The sequence below is a fragment of the Arthrobacter sp. Y3221160 genome, from assembly GCF_059092585.1.
Genome location: NZ_JBNHHU010000001.1, coordinates 867,131 through 886,422 on the forward strand (window position 1 = coordinate 867,131; position 19,292 = coordinate 886,422).

A 19,292-nucleotide genomic window follows, 5' to 3' on the forward strand; every position below is an offset into this window, starting at 1 on the left:
CTTCCGGCCCGACGGCGGCGCGGAACTGCCTTCCGGCCCGACGGCGGCAGGGAACTGCGCGGACGGCGACGGCGGCGCGGAACTGCCCGGAGGGCGAAACAGGATTAGAGTCGGGGATGTGAACATCGCAGCCGGCTGGGCGCACCCCAGCACCTCCCTGTACACCGACCATTACGAGCTGACCATGCTCCAGGCCGCCCTGCACTCCGGCGCGGCGCACCGGCGTTCGGTCTTCGAGGCGTTCGCCCGGCGGCTGCCGGAAGGCCGCCGGTACGGCGTGGTGGCCGGAACCGGCCGGATCCTCGAAGGCCTGGAACACTTCACGTTCTCCGAGCACCAGCTGGACTTCCTGGCCCGCACCGGCGTGGTCGACGCGCGCACCATCGACTGGCTGGCCGATTTCCGGTTCTCCGGCGACATCTACGGCTATGCCGAGGGCGAGGCCTACTTCCCGTATTCGCCGATCCTGGTGGTGGAGTCGAGCTTCGCCGAGGCCTGCGTGCTGGAGACCTTCGTCCTGTCCGTGCTGAACCACGACAGCGCCATCGCCTCGGCCGCCTCGCGGATGACCGGGGCCGCCGGCAGCCGGCCCTGCATCGAGATGGGGTCCCGCCGCACGCACGAGGAGTCGGCGGTGGCTGCAGCCCGGGCCGCGGTGATCGGCGGCTTCTCCAGCACCTCCAACCTGGAAGCCGGCTACCGGTACGGCGTCAAGACGGTGGGCACCGCCGCCCATTCCTTCACCCTGCTGCACGACACCGAGCAGCAGGCCTTCGAGGCGCAGCTGGCCTCGCTGGGCGTGGGTACCACCCTGCTGGCGGACACGTACGACGTCGAAACCGCCGTCCGTACGGCGGTGGACCTGGCGGGTCCGGAGCTGGGCGGCGTGCGGCTGGATTCCGGCGACCTGATCGCCCAAGCCCAGTGGGTGCGCCAGCTGCTGGACGACCTGGGCAACCACCACACCCGCATCACCGTCACCTCGGACCTGGACGAATACGCGATCGCGGCGCTCGCCTCGGCTCCGGTGGATTCCTACGGCGTCGGCACTGCACTGGTCACCGGATCCGGCGCCCCGACCGCGAGCATGGTCTACAAACTGGTCAGCCGCGAGGGCAGCAACGGCGAGCAGGTGTCGGTGGCGAAGGCGTCGAAGAACAAGATTTCCGTCGGCGGACGCAAATACGCGCTGCGCCGGCTGGACGAGCACGGGTCGGCCACGGCCGAGGTGGTCGGCATCGGCCATCCGCCCTTCGACGACGGCAACGACCGCCCGCTGCTGCAGCAGTTCGTCACGAACGGCAAGCTGGCGGACGGCTGGACCGGCGCCGAGGGCGTCCGCCGCGCCGCCGAACGCCACACCGCTTCCATGGCCGAGCTGCCCGGCGCCGTGAACCGGCTGCAGCGCGGCGAGGCCGCCATTCCCACCGAATTCGAGGAGCAGCCATGACACGCGCACTGATCATCGTCGACGTCCAGAACGACTTCTGCGAGGGAGGCGCCCTGGCCGTCGACGGCGGAGCGAAAACTGCCGCCGACATCAGCGAACATTTGGAGACCCGGCCGGACGAATACGACGTCGTGGTCGCGACCCAGGACTGGCACGTGGATCCGGGCAGCCACTTCTCCGACGAGCCGGACTTCGTGGACAGCTGGCCGCGGCACTGCGTCGCCGGTACCCGCGGGTCTGACCTGCATCCCGACCTGGACACCGACCGGATCGACGCCTACTTCCGCAAGGGCCAGTACGACGCCGGCTACTCCGGCTTCGACGGACTGCTGGCACCGGCGGACGAGGTGGCCACCGGGGAGCGCGAGGGCGACGAGGAGGAAGAGCTGGTCGAGATGCCCAGCCTGGACGACTGGCTGCAGGAGCACGGGGTGGACGAGGTGGTGGTGGCCGGGCTGGCGACCGACTACTGCGTCCGCCAGACCGCCCTCGATGCCGCCCAGGCCGGCTATGCCACCGCCGTGAACCTGGCGCTGTCGGCGGGAATCAACGCCGGGCGCGTCGAGAAGACGTTGGCCGAATTCAGCGACTACGGCATCGACGTCATCGAGTAGCCGGCCGGCCGCCGGCTACTTCCGGCCGATGAACCAGTCCTGGAGCTTCTTCAGGCGCCGGTTCAGCTGCTCCTCGTTGGCCTGGGCCACCGGCGGACCGCCGCAGACCCGGCGCAGCTCGGAGTGGACCACGCCGTGCGGCATGCCGGAGCGCGCCGACCAGGCGGACACGTTCTTGGCCAGCTGGTTGCGGAGTTCGGTCAGCTGCCGGTGGTCAACCACGGCCGGGGCCGGCTCGGGATCCGCGGCCCCGCCCGAACGCTTGCGTTTGCGCGACTGCTGTTCCTGCTGACGCTGGCGCAGCAGCATGCCCACCTGCTCCGCGTCCAGCAGCCCCGGAATGCCCAGGAAGTCCAGTTCCTCTTCGCTGCCGAGCTCTCCCCCGGTGCCGAACTCGGCGCCGTCGAACAGCACGCGGTCGAAGGACGCCTGGGAGTCCAGCGCTTCGAACTTCTGCTTGGTCAGCGCATCCGAGGCCGACTCTTCCCGGTTGGCCTGCTCCATCAGGGCCTCTTCGGGAATGAAGCCCTCGTCGTTGTCCTTGTCCGGCCGGTCCAGCGCGTGGTCGCGCTCCAGCTCCATCTGGTTGGCCAGTTCCATTAGGTTCGGCACCGACGGAAGGAACACCGACGCCGTTTCGCCGCGCTTCCGGGCGCGCACGAAGCGGCCCACGGCCTGCGCGAAGAACAGCGGGGTGGCCGTCGAGGTGGCGTAGACCCCGACCGAGAGGCGGGGCACGTCCACGCCTTCGGAGACCATGCGGACGGCGACCATCCAGCGGCTGTCGCCGGCGGAAAAGGCCTCGATCTTTTCGGAGGCGCCGGCGTCGTCGGAAAGGATGACGGTGGCGGATTCCCCGGTGATCTTCTTCAGCTGGCCGGCGTACGCCCGCGCGTCCTCGTGGTCGGTGGCGATCACCAGGCCGCCGGCGTCGGGCACCGCCCGGCGGACCTCGGTCAGCCGCTTGTCGGCGGCCGCCAGCACCGACGGGATCCATTGCCCCTGCGGGTTCAGCGCCGTGCGCCAGGCCTGCGCGGTGATGTCCTTGGTGACCGCGGCCTCGCCGAGCGACGCGGCGTACTCCTCCCCCGCACTGGTGCGCCAGCGCATCTGCCCTGAGTACGCCATGAACATGACCGGGCGCACCACGTGGTCGCGCAGGGCGCTGCCGTAGCCGTAGGTGTAGTCGGCCCGCGAGCGGCGGATGCCGTCCTTGTCCTCGGCATACTCCACGAACGGGATCGCCGCCGTATCCGAGCGGAACGGGGTGCCGGTCAGCGCCAGGCGCCGGGCGGCGGGTTCAAACGCCTCTCGGATGCCGTCGCCCCAGCTGAGGGCGTCGCCGCCGTGGTGGATCTCGTCGAGGATCACCAGCGTCTTGGCGGCCTCGGTCTTGGCCCGGTGCAACAGCGGCTTCATGGCCACCTGCGCGTAGGTAACGGCGACGCCGATGAAATCGCGGCCGTGCGAACCGTCCGAGTTCTTGAAGTTCGGATCGATCGCCAGCCCAACGCGCGCCGCGGCGTCCGCCCACTGGCGCTTGAGGTGGTCGGTCGGGGCGACGACGGTGATCCGGTTGACGATCCCCCGGTCCACCAGTTCGGTAGCCACGCGCAGCGCGAAGGTGGTCTTGCCCGCGCCGGGGGTAGCCACGGCCAGGAAATCCTGCGGGGCCATCTCGAAGTACTTCTGCAGGGCCTCGGCCTGCCATTGGCGCAGTTTGGGGGCGGTGCCCCAGGCGGCCCGTTCCGGGTAAGCCGGCGGCAGCACCGGTCCGGCGCCGAATAGTGTGTCGTTGCTCATGTGCTGGCCTCCTCCCGTTGTTCCTGTCCGTTTCCAATCCGTTCCGCGCTGCGCCAGCCGGTGGCGATCCCGCCCGCCGCCACCACGGCCAGCACCAGCCAAATGACCACGTAGACGCCCACCGAGCCCGGGTTGTCCGGATCCCGCAGCAGCGCGAACAATCCGCCAGCCCCGGCGGTACCCACCACGCCGCCCAGCTGGTCGGCCAGCTGCAGCGACGCGGAGTTCCGTCCGCGCTCCTGGGGGGCGGACAGCTTCAGCACCATCACGGACGTGGTGGACAAGGCCATGCCCATCGAGAACCCGGCCAGCGCCCAGACGACGATGAGCGCCGCGAGCGGCACCGACGGCGCGGACACCAGCGCCATCAGCCCCATGCAGGCGGTCAGGATGCCGGATCCAATCACCAGCATCCGGTGCCGGGCGGTCTCGACGCGTGCCTGCAGCCACGAGCCGATGCTCCAGCCGACCGCGCCGGCCGTCAGGGCCAGGCCCGCGGTGGCCGGCGAGATGCCGTGCGCCGCCACCAGCATCAGCGGGATGAACGCCTCGGCGCCGAAGAATGCCAGGTTGATCAGTCCGCGGGTGGCAATCACGCTGGGCAGCCCGCGACGCAGCCGCAAGGTGCCCGGCGGCATCAGCTTGGGCAGCGCCGCCAGCGCCAGCACCACGCCGCCGGCCGCCAGCGCGTACATCAGCACCAGCTTCCCGGCGGACCCGCCGGCGACCGCCTCGAACAGGGCCCACTGGGCCAGGAACACGCCGCCGGCCAGCAGCAGACCCCGCATCGCCTGCAGACGCCCGCCGCGCTTGTCCGTGGTCGGGTTCTCCGGGGCTCCCACGCTGCCGGTCTGCGGCCAGATGACCAGCACGGCCAGCAGGAAGATCGGCGCCACGCCGTAGAACACCAGGCGCCAGGAAAGGTACTGGGCGACGACGCCGGCGGCCAGCGGCCCCACCAGCGACGGCACCACCCAGGCCGCCGCCAGCCAGCCAAAGACCACCGGCTGCAGCCGCTGCGGATAGACCTGTCCGATGATCACGTAGACGGCCACGATTGCGAACCCGCCGCCCAGCCCGGCCACGGCGCGGCCCGCGGTGAAGATCCAGAACTCCCCGGCCACCCCGGACAGGACCAGCCCGGCGACCATCAGCACCAGCCCCGCGGCGAGGGCCGGGCGCGGGCCCTTCGCGTCGCACCAGACTCCGGCCACCACGCTGGCCAGCAGCGAAGCGGTCAGGAACATGGAGAACGCCAGCCCGTAGGCGGACTTGCCCTCCAGGTCGGCCGCCACCACCGGCATCGCCGTCGCCACCGCCACGGCCTCGAACGCCGCCAGCGTGATCACCGTCAGCAGGCCGATGGTCAGCGGCCGGTAGGCAGCAGACATGGCGCCGGGCGCGCGGATGGCGGTGGATTCGGGCATCAAAAAACCAGGGCTGACTTTCTTGGCAGGCAGGGGGAAGCGCGGCGGGCACCGGACGCGCCCGCGCTCGTGGGGTGGGGAAGGTTACTACTTCTTCTTGCCGGAATCGTCGCCGCCGGGGCGCAGGCCCTCGTAGATGGCCTTGCAGTCCGGGCATACCGGGAACTTGTTCGGGTCGCGGCCGGGCACCCACACCTTGCCGCACAGGGCGATCACCGGTTCGCCGGACAGCGCCGACTCCATGATCTTTTCCTTGCGGACGTAGTGCGCAAAGCGTTCGCGGTCGCCGGGCTCAAGCTCTTCGCGGAGTTCTTCACGCTCGATCGTCGCGGTGGACCCGCCCGGGGTCTGCGGCGCGCGGGGGTCGTTTTCGAAAGGATCCGGGGGAAGACTCATGCCACCCATCTTAACCCCTGAAACGGGAACGACGACGGCGGAGCCCGGCTCCCCCGTCGTCGTCGCCCGCCGCCGCGGCTGGGTTTGTGTGCTATTTGTTTTTGGCCACGGCCTGGAGGAGTTCCGGCGTCCGGCGGTCATACCAGCGGCCGCCCAGCTCGATGCCGACCACTAGCAGGACCGCACCGAGCACGAGGCCGACCGCCAGCGCCAGCCATCCCCACAGCGCGTCGCCGGTGAAGACACCGATCAGCGCCAGCACCAGTTCCGGCAGCGAGAGCAGCACCAGCACGCCGAGCCCGCCGAGCTGGACCAGCATCATCCGGGCTGTCGAGCCGGGCGGGGTCTTGAACGGGCTCTCCCCCGGCAGCGGCACGTTGTAGGTGTAACGGGCCGAGACCACGCTGGACAGGCCCAGGCCGGTCAGCAGCACGCCGAGGGCCACCCCGGCAACGGGCGGGAGCAGGTGCCACCCGCCGATGAACACGAACGGCAGGACGGTCAGCACGACGGTGGCCGGCAGCGCGATCACCGCGCAGGCCGCGGCCCGGCCGATCCGGTCGGCGCGTCCGCTCACGCCGGTGGTGACGTGCAGCGCGAACGCCGTGTTGTCGTAGGCGATGTCCGCGGAAATGCCGAAGGACAGCAGGAAGGCGATCATCGGGCCCATCCACAGCATGAAGGTGAAGTCGCCGGTCTGCGAGAGGCCGAAGAAGACCGCCACCGGTATGAGCGGAATGGAAACCAGGGACGCCCCGTAGCGGGGATCCTTGAACCAGTAGATGAGCGCGCGCGCCGCCACGGCTCCGGCAGGGGTTCCGGGCATCCGGGAGAACCAGCCCAGCCTGCCGCCGGCCTTCCGGGACACGGCGTTGTACGGCGGGGTGACCAGCGCACGGGCCAGGCTGAGCTTCCAGAGCCAGGCCAGCACGGCCAGGAAGGCCACCGCGATGAGCAGCCGGGCGCCAGCCGGGCCCCAGTTGCCAAGGGCCAGGTCGCCGGGGACGGCCCAGACCGCTCCCAGCGGCGACCAGGCCAGGCCCTCGGCCAGGGCCGGCAGGAAGTCCTGCGAGCTGCGGAACCCCTCGACGATGCCGACCATGATCGGTCCCAGCAGCACCAGCGGGATGATGCCGATGACGCCGCTGAGGTCCTTGAACCGGCGCGAGCTGGCCAGCGTCGTGGACGCCGACGTCGTCACGCGGGAGAGCACCACGCACGTCAGCGTTGCGATCAGGGCGCACAGGACGGCGGCCACGAGCGCGGCCGGGTGCTGCCACCAGGCGGCCGCATGCCCGAGCGCGGCGACCAGCGTCACCACGCCCGGGATGCCGACCAGCCCGCCGATGGCGAGCCCGAGCAGCAGCTGGCGCATGGGCACGGCGTAGGTCACGAACCGGGCCGGGTCCAGCGTCATGTCCACGCCGGTGGCCATCATGGGGATCAGCGCCCAGCCCAGGAAGGCCGCGGAGCCGCCCAGCACCACCACCATGCGGGCCATGTCCGGCTCGGTGTAGCTGAGGAAGAACAGTCCGGAAATCAGCAGGGCCAGCATGCCGATCGCGTACAGGCCCCCGAGGATCACCCCCACCAGCTGCCACGGGCTGCGTTTGAAGCCGTTGCGCAGCAGCGCCAGCTTCAGCCTTACGAGGTGCGCAACCACTCGAGCCCCTCCGCCTGGGTCCGTCCGCCGACCAGCTGGACGAAGCGCTCTTCCAGGCTCGCGCCGGCGCGGACCTCGTCCACGGTGCCGGCGGCCAGCACGTTGCCGCCGGCGATCACCGCCACGTGGTCGCACATGCGCTGGACCAGGTCCATGACGTGGCTGGAGACGATCACCGTGCCCCCGGAGTCCACGTAGTCGTGGAGGATGTCGCGGATGTTCGCCGCGGAGACCGGGTCTACCGCCTCGAACGGTTCATCCAGCACCAACAGCTTCGGCGCATGGATCAGTGCGGTGGCCAGGGCGATCTTCTTGGTCATGCCGGCGGAATAGTCCACCACCAGGGTGCCGGCGTCGTTGGTCAGGTCCATGGCCCGCAGCAGGTCCGGGACGCGGGCGGCCACGGTCTCCCGGTCCATGCCCCGCAGCAGCCCGGCATAGGTGACCAGCTGTTCGCCGGTCAGCCGGTCGAACAGCCGGACGCCGTCGGGCAGCACGCCCATCAGGCGCTTGGCCGTCAGCGGCTCGGCCCAGACGTCCACGCCGTGCACCCACACCTGGCCGTAATCCGGCCGCAGCAGCCCGGTGGCCATGGAGAGCGAGGTGGTCTTGCCCGCCCCGTTCGGCCCGACCAGCCCGTAGAAGGACCCGGCGGGCACGTCCAGGTTGATGCCGTTGACGGCGATCTTGTCGCCGAACCGCTTGGCCATGCCGCGCACCGCGAGGGCGGGAACGGGAGCCTGGGCGGGAACGGGGGCCTGGGTGGGAACGGGTGCCTGGGCGGGAACGGGGGCCTGGGCGGGCGCGGCAGCCGGCGCAGCGTCCGAAGGGCCGGGCGCCGGGTACCCCTGCGGGGCGGCGCCGCCCGGCACCGGTACCGCGCTGCTGTTCTGCTCGTCCGGCTGCTGGACCGGAGGTTGTGATGGGTGCGAAGTCATGTGTCCACGCTAACAACCGGGGGTTCACCGGGACGTCATCCGCAAGGACTAATATTTCTCCGCCACCGCGGCACGCTCGTATTGCGGCGCCCACGCCAGTTCGTGGCCCAGTTCGACGGCGGCGCGCTGCCACCAGTGCGGGTCCCGCAGCGCCGCCCGGGCGAGCAGTACCGCGTCCGCCGAGCCTTCCCTAATGATCGAGTCGGCCTGCGCGGCCGTGGTGATGAGTCCGACGGCGCCGGTCGGGATGCCCGCCTGGCGCCGGATGGCGGCCGCGAAGGGCACCTGGTATCCCGGCCGCAACGGGATGTTCGCCCCGTGCACCGCGCCGCCGCTCGAGACGTCCACCAGGTCCACGCCGCGGGCGGCGGCCTGTTCCACCACGTCGGCCACGGCCTCCGGTTCCAGCCCGCCGTCCGACCAGTCGGAGGCGGAGACGCGGAGCAGCAGCGGCATGGCGTCCGGGATGACGCCGCGGACCGCCTCCACCACCTCCAGCAGCAGCCGGGCACGCCCGGCCGCGGTACCGCCCCAGCCGTCGGTGCGGGTATTGACCAGCGGCGAGAGGAACTGGTGCAGCAGGTAGCCGTGGGCGCCGTGGATCTCCACGGTGTCGAAGCCGGCCCAGACGGCACGGGCCGCCGCGTCGCGGAAGTCCGCGATGGCCCGCCGGATGCCGGCCTCGTCCAGGGCGTCCGGCGCCGCGTAGCGGCCAAAGGCGGCAGCCGTCGGGCCCACGGTCCGCCAGCCCCCCTCGGCGGGCGGCACCGAGCCGGACTTCGGGGCGAAGGGCGCGTAGGTCGACGCCTTGCGCCCGGCGTGGGCCAACTGGATCCCGATCTTGGTGTCCGCCGAGCCATAGCGGTGCACGAACTCCGTGATCCTGCCCCACGCCTGGGCCTGGTCGTCGGTCCAGATGCCGGTGTCCTCGGGACTGATCCGGCCGGCCGCGTCAACCGCTGTCGCCTCGGTGAGGATCAGCGCAGCCCCGCCGGCGGCGAACTGGCCCAGATGCATCAGGTGCCAGTCGTTCGGCGTCCCGGGCGCGTCCTCCCGCCGCACCGAGTACTGGCACATCGGCGCCACCCAGCCGCGGTGCAGGAGCTGCAGACCGCGCAGTTTCAGCGTCTCGAACAGGCCGCCGGCCACAGCCTGCGCCATTTAGAAGAGCGCCCTGGCCAAAGCCTGGCGTGCCTTGGACACCCGCGGGTCGGTGCTGCCCACCACGTCGAACAGTTCCACGAGGCGGGCCCGGGCGGCCTCCCGTTCATCCCCGGCGTGGCGGCTGATGAAACCCACCAAGCGGGCGAAGGCGTCCTCGACATGGCCGCCCGAGACGTCCAGGTCGGCAACGGCCAGCTGGGCCTGCAGGTCGTCGGGCCGGTCGGCGGCAGCGGCCCGCAGCCCGGCCGCGTCGGCCCCCTGCAGCCGCTGCAGCAGCTGGACCTGGTACAGGCCGGTGCGCGCCTCGTCGTCCGCCGGCTGCTCGGCCAGCGCCTTCCGGTATGCCGCGGCGGCGCGATCAAAGTCGCCGGCCTCGATGGCCTCGAACGCTTCCTGGTGCAGCGGCGGCAGCGGCTTCTCTTCCTCGGCCGGGGTCTCCCCCGCACCGGGCGCGGTGCCGGTGACGCCGTTGGCCTGTGCCACCTTGAGCAGCTCGTTGACGAATTGCCGCAGCTCGTCGGCCGTCGCCGCCCCCTGGAACAGCGGGATCGGCTGCCCCTTCAGGAGCGCCACGGCGGCCGGCACGCTCTGCAGCTGGAAGGCCTGGGCGATGCCGGGACTGGCATCGACGTCAACCCGGGCCAGCACAAAGCGGCCGGCGAACTCGTTCGCCACCTCCGCCATGGCGGAGGCCAGCTGCTGCGCCAGGTCGCTCCATGACGCGGTCAGTTCCACGATCACGGGGACCTGTGCGGACAGCTGGACGAGCGGCTGGAAGCTCTGCTCGTTGACCTCGACGATGTAGCCCGGAGCTTCGCCTTCACCCGCTGCCGGCGCGCCGGCGGCCGGCATGCCTCCCGCCGGCGGCTGCGGCTTTTTCAGCGCGGACAGGTCGACGGCGCCGCGGAGGCTGACGGAAGACGGCGCGGGGCCCTGTCCTGGAGTTGGAGTGGTCATGACATCACACTAATACGTCTCGGTCGGCGCCCGGAATTTTGCCCGACCGGGCCGGCGTCGCGGCCCGGCCGGCCGGGGCTACTTCAGTTCGGCGTCCACCAGGCCCTGGGCGACGCCCACCAGGGTGAGCCGGTCGTCGGAACCGGCCGGCGGCACGTACAGGAAGACGGACTCGCCGTAGGTCACGTCCACGCCTTCCGTGGTGGAGTCATCGCCTGCCAGCGCCGCGAACTCGGGCGAGAGTTCCACGGTGGCGCCGGCCTCGGCCGGCACGCTGCTCATCACCGACTCCATGTGGCCGAACACCACGGCGCCGCCGTCGGCGGTGCGCAGCGCCCGCAGCGAGCCGTCGTCGACGCTGCGGCTGAAGGAGATGTCGGCGTTTTTGTTGGATTTAACCTGGTCTTTTTGGAACGCCCGGATCTGCTCGGAAAAGGTGTTCTTACCGATCGCGTCCTTGTGCTTGCCGTCGTCGAGGTTCTCCGCGACCATTTTCACCGCCGCCTGCGGCGCGTGCAGCAGGCCTTCCCCGTCGTCCGGCCCCACGGCCGGCGTCCCGCCGCTCTCGGTGGAGACCTGCGGGAAGGTGGTGCCCGGCAGCATCTGGAGCGCGCCCACCATCCGGTAGTTCGAGCGCGGATCCTGCTGCACCAGCACGATCACCTGCGGCACCGGATTGTCCTCGCCCTCCGTGACCGTCACGACCGTCCGCGGCCACTCCGCACTCGTGCTGACCATCGAGGTCAGGATCGGCCCGGCAGCCACCGGGACGGGAGCCGCAGCCTCGCCGTTTTCGGCCCGAACCTTGTAGTTGGCCTCGCGGACGGTCAGGGCGGCACCGGCGACCCGCGGCTTCAGCTTGCCGGAATCCCGCGCCGAGTCTGCGTCGGAGACCGCCTTCGCCACCGAGTCCATGATTCGGGTCAGTTGGCCGTCCAGCACCACCGGGTGGCCGGCGGCTACCCCTGCGTCCTCGGACGGGGCGGCCGGAGAGGCGGCGTGGGCGGGAAGCACCGCGCCGGAGGCCAGGACCACGGCCGCTCCCGCAGCGGCGGCGGCGCGCAGGCCCAGCTTCGGGCGTTCCATCAACGAACGGCGGCCCGGTGACCGCTCGCCCTGTTCGGGCTTTTCCAGGCCCGCGCCTCCGGGCACGGCCTGGCCGGGACGGCCGGCCGGAACACTGCCGCCCCGCTCAGCCAGCGGCGCCGTTTCCGGGCCGCCCGCGTTCGGCCGGCCGCCGCCGCCCCGGGGGTCGGAGTCGCCGCCGGGGACCGGCCGGTTCGGACGGCGGGACACCACGGCCATCGCAACGCCGAGCACCAGCAGCAGGGCTCCGATGATCATCAGGGCCAGCGACCACGGCACCGAGGTGTCGTTCGGCCAGGTGACGGTCACCGTCGTCGGCGCCGGCTCGGTGCCGTCCGCGGCCAGCAGGATGGACCACTCGCCGTCGGCCGGGGCCAGCCACCGGTGCTCAAGGCTGCCCTCGGCCTGCTGCTGGCTCACCCACAGGTCGGAGCCCGCAGGGTTCGGCACCTTGGCCTCGCCCTCGGTTACGGTCCCCTGCAGTTGCCCGTCCTCGATGCCTGTCAGGGAGGTGTGCGCCGCCTCTCCGACCCAGGCCTCGACGTCGCCCGCTCGGCCGATGGCCAGCAGGAACTCGCCGTCGGCCTCCACCGAAACGTCCACTTCTTCTTCGTGGACACCGAAGACTTCCGGTTCGATGACGGTCACGGGTGCGGTTGCATCGGCTGCCGTGTAGGTGGCCGAGGCACGCTCGGGCGGCGCCCACACGGTCCGCTGGGCGATGCCCAGCGCGATGGCCAGCAGGCCGATCACCATCAGGGCCACTGAAATCTTAAAACGCACAAAAATACCAATCGTCGATCGCTGCAGGAGGGAAGGCCGCAGGGACGCCCAAGCCTCCAGGGCCGGCCGGGGTGCCCGCCATCGGTCATGCTTTATAACCCTATGGTAACGAACCCTCTCGGCCGTCCGTGCGCGGCCGGACCGCGTGGTCCGCCGCGGACCGCCTTTTGCCCTTTTTGCCGTCGGCATCCGCTGCCACACCATACCGGACTGGTAGTCTTTCGCTCAGAATTGCCCCTATCCTGCGCCGTTGTTGCTTAGCGCGTGACAAGTGCGCCCGCCCGCTGCTTCAGCGGCTGCAGGCGGAAGAGAGGATGCTGCGTGAGCGAACCCCGGGATGCTCCCACGCCCGCCGCCGGCAACGGATCGCCGGCCGAGGGCCAGCCCGCCGACCTCGCGGCACCGGCCCCGGATCCCGCCGCGCCGGCCACGGATCCCGCCGCGACGGCCGGCTCTCCGGCCTCGACGCCGGTCATGGCGGCTCGCCGGCACGCCGTGCTCGGCGCCCTCGGGCGCCTCGGCGCCTCGATGCCCCGCGCCCGGCCGCGCGTCCGCTTCCAGATGCCGCCCGAGGACGATTCCCCCGCCGCCGCCCGCGACGGCGCCGCAGGCACCGAGTTCTCCCCCGCCCGGCACCCGATCCACTTCGGATTCATGGCCACGGTCGGCGTCGGTTTCGCGCTGCTGCTCTACTTTGTGCTGACCAACGTCGGCGAGCTGCTGGCGTGGATCGCGGCGGCGCTCTTCATTGCCCTGGGGCTCGATCCGATCGTCCGCTGGCTGGAAAGCAAGGGGCTGCCGCGTCCGGCCGGGGTCATCATTGTGGTGCTGATCCTGGCCGGGCTGATCGCGGCGTTCATCTCCACGCTCATCCCGACCATCGTCAACCAGACCACGCAGATCGTGGCCAACGCTCCGCGCTATGTCGAGGACATCCTGAACTCGGCCTTCTTCCAGACGATCGATGCGCAGTTCCAGGTCCGGGAACGCATCGACATCGAACTGGAGCGGTTCTTTGCCAGTTCCGAGAACGTCACGGGCATCTTCGGCGGCGTTCTCGGCGTCGGCAGTGCCGTGCTCCAGGGTGCGTTCGGGGCGCTGATCGTGCTGGTGCTCACGCTGTACTTCCTCGCGTCGCTCCCGGCGCTGAAGGTGTGGGCCTACCGGCTCGCTCCGCGGTCCAAGCGGCGACAGGTGCAGCGCCTGTCCGAAGAAATCACCGGCAGCGTGGGCAGCTATGTGATCGGCCAGGCCTGCGTGGCCCTGATCAACGCGGCGGTGGCGTTTATCGCCATGACCATTGCGCAGGTGCCGTTCACGGCCTTGCTGACCTTCGTCGTCGGCCTGCTGGCCTTCATCCCGCTGATCGGGGCCGTGATCGCCGGCGGGTTCGTCTCCCTGGTTGCCCTGACCGTGGGCTGGCAGCCGGCGCTGCTGTTCGCCGTCATCTACTTTGCCTACCTGCAGATCGAGGCCTACTTCGTCTCGCCGCGCATCATGCAGCGCGCGGTGGCCGTCCCCGGCGCCGTTGCCGTGATCGCCGTGATTGCCGGCGGTTCGCTGATGGGTGTGCTGGGGGCCTTGATGGCGATTCCGGCCGCGGCGTCGGTGATGCTGCTGCTGAAGGACGTCTTCATCGTCCGGCAGGACCGGAACTGAGGCCGGGTCAGCGGTAGCGGAAACTGCGGGTCTGCCAGCAGCGCGGATGCCAGTGCCGCCGCTCGGCCAGCGCCGTCTCGCCGCCGAACAGCGAGTCGGCCTGCCAGGCGACGAGGTGCTCGATCCCCGGGCCGATCGTCCGGTTGCAGCCCGGGCAGGTGTAAACCTTGGCGGCGTTCGACGGGGTGATGCGCCGCACGTTCCATTCGCCGTCGGGCGCGTTCTGGCGCTCCGGAATGCCGGCGCGAGCGCGGTCCAGGTCCAGCTCGTTGGCCCGCGTCCACTTGCTGCTGCCCGCCCCTGAGCGGCGGCGCGGGCGGTTGGAACGGGGCATGCCACCATTCTGCCCCACCGGCGCGGCCCGGACCGAACGCCCGCTCCCCGCGGCACCGGACCGACCACGCAGCGGGCACCGGTAAAGTGGCCTACTGTGCGTCTTGTCATTGCCCGTTGCTCCGTCGACTACATCGGCCGCCTTCGCGCCCACCTGCCGCTGGCCACGCGCCTGCTGATGGTGAAGGCGGACGGCTCCGTCCTGATCCATTCCGACGGCGGTTCCTACAAGCCGCTCAACTGGATGAGCCCGCCGGCGAACCTCCGGGTGGCGGAGCCGGAGGCCGACGACGCCTCGTCGGGCGTCCGCGAAGTCTGGCACGTCCAGCATGCCAAGAGCGACGACCGCCTGGTGATCAGCATCCACGAGCACCTGCACGAATACAGCCACGACCTCGGCGTGGACCCTGGGCTGGTCAAGGACGGCGTGGAGGCCGACCTGCAGCGCCTGCTGGCCGAACAGATCCACCGCCTCGGCCCCGGCCACACTTTGGTGCGGCGCGAATACATGACGGCGATCGGGCCGGTGGACATCCTGGCCCGCAACGCCGATGGCGGGACCGTGGCCGTGGAGCTCAAGCGCCGCGGCGACATCGACGGCGTGGAACAGCTGACCCGCTATCTGGAGCTGCTCAACCGCGATCCCCTGCTGGCTCCCGTCAAGGGCATTTTCGCGGCCCAGCAGATCAAGCCGCAGGCGCGCGTGCTTGCCGCCGACCGGGGCATTGAATGCCTGACCCTCGATTACGACGAGATGCGCGGCGTGGACGACGCCGACTCCCGCCTGTTCTGACGCTCCGGCGGGCGTGCAACAGCGCCCGCTCTCCTGCCGCTGGTGCCGCGCTCGTCGCTCGCCTGGCGGTAATTAACCCCGCGCCGAACTCTCGCTTAATAAAAGATTGAATTGTTCTTTGTACCGTTGACCGCCCATGGGGCTTATGTGATGCTTAACTCAGTCTTTGTGTAGGTGTGGTTTTCATGCTCGCAAGACGTGTTGCGAGTGTGAAGCTCCACGGCGTCCGGCCCGCAGGCCGTGTCGTTTGGATCTTCCACGGAGTAACCGGGTTGGTACGAGGTGTGCCGGCTTGTTTTTGTTTCACGATGAGGAGATTTAAATGGCACAGGGGACCGTTAAGTGGTTTAACGCGGAAAAGGGCTTCGGCTTCATCACACCGGATGAGGCCGACGGCGACGTCTTCGTTCACTACTCTGAAATCCAGTCGGGCGGATTCAAGACCCTCGACGAAAACCAGCGCGTGAGCTTCGAGATCGGCCAGGGCGCCAAGGGCCCCCAGGCCACCGGCGTCACTGTCATCTAGCTTCGGCTTGGCAGGGCGGGCCGCCCACGGCACCGCAACGCACACAGAACCCCTCCGATGCCTTCGGAGGGGTTCTGTGTTTTCCGGCGTCGGACGTTGCGGCGTCAGGCGGGAAGCTTCGGCGGTCCCAGCCGGACCACGTCTCCGCCCAGTGCGCGCAGGCGTTCGTCGAACCGCTCGTATCCCCGGTCAATGTGCTCGACGCCGTGGATCTCGGTGGTGCCGTCGGCCACCAGCCCCGCGATCACCAGCGCGGCGCCGGCCCGGATGTCGTTGGCCTCGACCGGTGCGCCGGAGAGTTGCGGCACGCCCTTGATCAGCGCGTGGTGCCCGTCCAGCCGCACCACCGCTCCCAGCCGGGCCAGTTCGGAGGTGAAACCCCAGCGCGCTTCGAAGACGTTTTCCGTCACCATGCCGTGCCCGTCCGCCACGGCATTCAGCGCGACGACGAACGGCTGCAGGTCCGTGGGAAAGCCGGGGTACGGCAGCGTGGAGACGTTGATCGGCCGCGGGCGCTCCGGTCCTTCCACCGTGAATCCGTCGTCCCTGCTGGTGATCCGGCAGCCGGCCTGTTCCAGCTTGTCCAAAACCACGGCCAGGTGGCCGGGGTTGGACCTGGCCACGTCCACGGTTCCACCGGTGACGGCAGCGGCGAAGGCCCAGGTCCCGGCGACGATCCGGTCCGGCACGGTGCTGTGGCGCACGGGCTGCAGGCTCTCCACGCCGGTGATGACCAGCGTGGGCGAGCCGATCCCTTCGATCCGGGCACCCATCGAGACCAGCAGGTCCGCGATATCGGTAATCTCCGGTTCCCGCGCCGCGTTGTCGATCACCGTCACTCCCCGGGCCAGGGTCGCGGCCATCATCAGGTTTTCGGTGGCGCCGACCGACGGATACGGCAGGCGGTGGTGGGTCCCGTGCAGCCCCTGCGGCGCCTTGGCCACCAGGTAGCCGTGGTCGATGCTGATGCTGGCGCCCATCTGTTCCAGCCCGGCCCGGTGCATGTCCAGGCCGCGGCTGCCGATGGCGTCGCCCCCGGGCAGTGCCACTTCCGCCTGCCGGCAGCGTGCCACGAGCGGGCCGAGCACGGAAATGGAGGCCCGCATGGCGCGGACCAGGTCGTAGTCGGCCTGGTGGGCCGGCGCCTCCGGTACGTCGATGTGGACGCTGGCGGCGTCCACATCGTAATCCACCGCGCAGCCGAGCCGGCGCAGCAGTTCCGACATGATCCAGACGTCCTGGATATCCGGCACATTCGTGATCGTGGAACGGCCCTGGGCCAACAGCACCGCGGCCATCAGCTTCAGGACGCTGTTCTTGGCGCCGGGAACCTCCACCCGCCCGTTCAGCGAACTGGGGCCATGTACCACGATCACGTTCTCCATGGAAACCATCCTACGGTTGGGGCGGGACTGTGCCGGTTACGAACGGCTGGGCCGGTTAAAGGCGGACGGCGCGGCTCCTGGAAGAGCCGCGCCGCAGAGGGATCTCAGCGCCAGGTGCCGATGCCGATCACCGGCCCGGCTTCCAGCCAGGACGAGAGACCCGCATAGACGTCGAAGGTCATGGCCATCGACAGATCCTGTTTTTCGTGCGTGAGCATCACGACGATCGCACCGGGCTGGATCTTGGCCCGCTCGGTTTCGGTCGGCTGCCGCCATCCCTGCAGTTCCAGGGAACTGCGCCGGAACCGGTAGCGCGGTTTGGGACTCAACGACAACAGGCGCAGCCATTCCAGATGCGTGTCCGTATAACGACAAACCCCCATCTGCCAGCTGCCGGGCAGCATGGCGATGGAGGCGTCGAAGGTGCCAAGGGCGCGCCGCAGCTGGTAGCGGCGCACCCCGAAGGCGACCAGTGCCAACACCAGCAGCAGGAAGACTGCGGCCAGTATGGCGAACGTGACGTCGAGACCGTTCACCGGCGGCTAGCGGGTTCCCGCCGTAGCCTCGTCGCCCACCGTCGCATTGTCTGCGACGATGACGACCCGGTTGCTGTCGACCGAGAAGAACCCGCCGTCGACATTCACGTTGATGCGCTCACCGGAGACCGGCTCGATGGCCAGCACGCCGGCGGCCAGGACCGCCAGCACCGGGCTGTGCCCGGGCAGGATCCCGATCTCGCCGTCGCTGGTCCGCGCCCTGACCATTGTTGCCGGCCCCGACCACACGAAGTGGTCCGCGGCAACAATCTCAACTTCCAGTTCAGCAGAAATATTAGCCACAGGCCTTACTTCCCGGTCTGTTCCTGGATCTTGGCCCACTGGCGCTCCACGTCGTCCAGGCCGCCCACGTTGAAGAAGGCCTGCTCGGCGATGTGGTCGAGCTCGCCGTCGCAGATGGCCCGGAAGCCTTCCACGGTGTCCTTGATGGAGACCGTGGAACCCTCGACGCCGGTGAACTGCTTGGCGGTGTAGGTGTTCTGCGACAGGAACTGCTGGATGCGGCGGGCACGGGCGACGACGATCTTGTCCTCTTCGCCCAGTTCGTCAATGCCGAGGATGGCGATAATGTCCTGCAGTTCCTTGTTCTTCTGCAGGATCTGCTTCACGCGCACCGCGGTGTTGTAGTGGTCGTGCCCGATGTACTGCGGATCCAGAATGCGCGACGTCGAGGTCAGCGGATCCACGGCCGGGTACAGGCCACGCGAGGCGATTTCACGGGACAGTTCCGTGGTCGCGTCCAGGTGGGCGAAGGTCGTCGCCGGAGCCGGGTCGGTGTAGTCATCCGCGGGGACGTAGATCGCCTGCATCGAGGTGATCGAGTGGCCCTTGGTGGAGGTGATGCGTTCCTGCAGCACGCCCATCTCGTCGGCCAGGTTCGGCTGGTAGCCCACGGCCGAGGGCATGCGGCCCAGCAGCGTGGAAACCTCGGAACCGGCCTGCGTGAAGCGGAAGATGTTGTCGATGAACAACAGCACGTCCTGCTTCTGCACATCGCGGAAGTACTCCGCCATGGTCAGGGCGGACAGGGCCACGCGCAGACGCGTTCCCGGCGGCTCGTCCATCTGCCCGAACACCAGGGCGGTGTCCTTGAGCACGCCGGCTTCTTCCATTTCCACCCAGAGGTCGTTGCCCTCACGGGTACGCTCGCCAACACCGGCGAACACGGAAGTACCGCCGAAGTTGCGGGCCACACGGGTGATCATTTCCTGGATCAGCACGGTCTTGCCCACGCCGGCGCCGCCGAACAGGCCGATCTTGCCGCCCTTGATGTACGGGGTGAGCAGGTCGATCACCTTGATGCCGGTCTCCAGCATCTCGGTGGAGCCTTCCAGCTCGGCGAAGTTCGGAGCCTTGCGGTGGATCGGCCAGCGCTCGGTGATCTCCAGCTGGGACGCCTCGACGTCCAGCGGCTCGCCCAGGACGTTGAAGATGTGGCCCTTGACGCCGTCGCCCACGGGCACGGTGATCGGGGACCCGAGGTCCTGGACCGTGGTGCCGCGGACCAGGCCGTCGGTGGCCTGCAGCGAGATGGCGCGGACCATGTTGTCGCCCAGGTGCTGCGCGGTCTCGAAGGTAATGGTGCGGGTCTCGCCGTTGAGGGTGACCTCAGCGGTGAGGGCGTTGTACATTGCGGGGATTGCGTCCGCCGGGAATTCGACGTCGACAACCGGGCCGATGACACGGGCGATACGGCCGGTAGCGCCCGTAGCGACGGAACCGGCTCCGTGCTCGATGGTTTGGGCAGTCATCTTTCTC

At 69.8% G+C, this 19,292-nt stretch carries 18 protein-coding genes; 5 read left to right on the top strand and 13 right to left on the bottom strand.

The features are described from left to right. Positions 1-118: 118 nt before the first annotated feature. Entirely contained in the window at positions 119-1,450 is a 1,332-nt protein-coding gene (locus AC5RWG_RS03970; protein ID WP_494139437.1) for a nicotinate phosphoribosyltransferase, read from the top strand. Further along, on the top strand, positions 1,447-2,064 hold the full coding sequence (locus AC5RWG_RS03975) for an isochorismatase family protein (protein WP_494166459.1): 618 nt from the start codon (positions 1,447-1,449) through the stop codon (positions 2,062-2,064). The genes AC5RWG_RS03970 and AC5RWG_RS03975 overlap by 4 nt, the downstream gene beginning before the upstream one ends. Positions 2,065-2,079: 15 nt before the next feature. Here AC5RWG_RS03975 and AC5RWG_RS03980 read toward each other — a convergent pair whose 3' ends face one another. The 8 genes from AC5RWG_RS03980 to AC5RWG_RS04015 all read right to left on the bottom strand — a co-directional run bounded on the left by AC5RWG_RS03980 (position 2,080) and on the right by AC5RWG_RS04015 (position 12,254). Then, positions 2,080-3,867, bottom strand: a complete 1,788-nt coding sequence (locus AC5RWG_RS03980; protein ID WP_494012414.1) for a DEAD/DEAH box helicase — start codon at positions 3,865-3,867, stop codon at positions 2,080-2,082. Beyond that, positions 3,864-5,294 (bottom strand): MFS transporter, encoded by a 1,431-nt coding sequence (locus AC5RWG_RS03985; protein ID WP_494022835.1) that lies wholly within the window; start codon positions 5,292-5,294, stop codon positions 3,864-3,866. The genes AC5RWG_RS03980 and AC5RWG_RS03985 overlap by 4 nt, the downstream gene beginning before the upstream one ends. Before the next feature lie 87 nt (positions 5,295-5,381). Further along, on the bottom strand, positions 5,382-5,690 hold the full coding sequence (locus AC5RWG_RS03990; RefSeq protein ID WP_493979734.1) for a DUF3039 domain-containing protein: 309 nt from the start codon (positions 5,688-5,690) through the stop codon (positions 5,382-5,384). Between the two features lie 91 nt (positions 5,691-5,781). Further along, complete coding sequence (locus AC5RWG_RS03995; RefSeq protein WP_494022834.1) at positions 5,782-7,353, bottom strand: transporter; 1,572 nt, start codon at positions 7,351-7,353, stop codon at positions 5,782-5,784. Continuing rightward, positions 7,335-8,063 carry an ABC transporter ATP-binding protein gene (locus AC5RWG_RS04000; RefSeq protein WP_494023293.1) on the bottom strand — a complete coding sequence of 243 codons (729 nt, stop codon included), beginning with the start codon at positions 8,061-8,063 and terminating at the stop codon, positions 7,335-7,337. Before AC5RWG_RS04000 ends, AC5RWG_RS03995 begins: the two co-directional genes overlap by 19 nt. A gap of 276 nt (positions 8,064-8,339) precedes the next feature. Then, positions 8,340-9,452: an NADH:flavin oxidoreductase/NADH oxidase gene (locus AC5RWG_RS04005; RefSeq protein WP_494166460.1), complete on the bottom strand. Its 1,113-nt coding sequence runs from the start codon at positions 9,450-9,452 to the stop codon at positions 8,340-8,342. Then, positions 9,453-10,412, bottom strand: coding sequence for a tetratricopeptide repeat protein (locus AC5RWG_RS04010; RefSeq protein ID WP_494022832.1), 960 nt, complete (start codon positions 10,410-10,412; stop codon positions 9,453-9,455). Between the two features lie 78 nt (positions 10,413-10,490). Further along, the gene (locus AC5RWG_RS04015; RefSeq protein WP_494023292.1) at positions 10,491-12,254 is read right to left on the bottom strand and encodes a DUF8094 domain-containing protein; all 1,764 of its coding nucleotides are present in this window, start codon (positions 12,252-12,254) and stop codon (positions 10,491-10,493) included. 348 nt (positions 12,255-12,602) lie between these two features. On the opposite strand from AC5RWG_RS04015, the gene AC5RWG_RS04020 reads away from it, so the two are divergent. Then, a complete protein-coding gene (locus AC5RWG_RS04020) occupies positions 12,603-13,940 on the top strand; it encodes an AI-2E family transporter (protein ID WP_494012421.1) in 1,338 nt (445 codons plus the stop codon). A gap of 7 nt (positions 13,941-13,947) precedes the next feature. Here AC5RWG_RS04020 and AC5RWG_RS04025 read toward each other — a convergent pair whose 3' ends face one another. Next, positions 13,948-14,274: an Rv1322 family protein gene (locus AC5RWG_RS04025; RefSeq protein WP_494022831.1), complete on the bottom strand. Its 327-nt coding sequence runs from the start codon at positions 14,272-14,274 to the stop codon at positions 13,948-13,950. 96 nt (positions 14,275-14,370) lie between these two features. On the opposite strand from AC5RWG_RS04025, the gene nucS reads away from it, so the two are divergent. Both nucS and AC5RWG_RS04035 read left to right on the top strand, forming a co-directional pair. Continuing rightward, positions 14,371-15,066 (top strand): endonuclease NucS, encoded by a 696-nt coding sequence (nucS, locus tag AC5RWG_RS04030; RefSeq protein WP_494000115.1) that lies wholly within the window; start codon positions 14,371-14,373, stop codon positions 15,064-15,066. A 322-nt stretch (positions 15,067-15,388) separates the two neighbouring features. Then, a complete protein-coding gene (locus AC5RWG_RS04035) occupies positions 15,389-15,592 on the top strand; it encodes a cold-shock protein (protein WP_136787594.1) in 204 nt (67 codons plus the stop codon). 104 nt (positions 15,593-15,696) lie between these two features. Here the strand turns inward: AC5RWG_RS04035 and murA are convergent, their stop codons facing one another. From murA to atpD, 4 genes are all read right to left on the bottom strand, one after another. Next, positions 15,697-16,977 (bottom strand): UDP-N-acetylglucosamine 1-carboxyvinyltransferase, encoded by a 1,281-nt coding sequence (gene murA, locus AC5RWG_RS04040; RefSeq protein ID WP_494022830.1) that lies wholly within the window; start codon positions 16,975-16,977, stop codon positions 15,697-15,699. A 104-nt stretch (positions 16,978-17,081) separates the two neighbouring features. Then, a complete protein-coding gene (locus tag AC5RWG_RS04045) occupies positions 17,082-17,513 on the bottom strand; it encodes a DUF2550 domain-containing protein (protein WP_493989254.1) in 432 nt (143 codons plus the stop codon). A gap of 6 nt (positions 17,514-17,519) precedes the next feature. Next, positions 17,520-17,816 (bottom strand): F0F1 ATP synthase subunit epsilon, encoded by a 297-nt coding sequence (locus AC5RWG_RS04050; protein ID WP_494022829.1) that lies wholly within the window; start codon positions 17,814-17,816, stop codon positions 17,520-17,522. A gap of 5 nt (positions 17,817-17,821) precedes the next feature. Next, positions 17,822-19,285: a F0F1 ATP synthase subunit beta gene (gene atpD / locus AC5RWG_RS04055; protein ID WP_494000119.1), complete on the bottom strand. Its 1,464-nt coding sequence runs from the start codon at positions 19,283-19,285 to the stop codon at positions 17,822-17,824. Positions 19,286-19,292 lie beyond the last annotated feature (7 nt).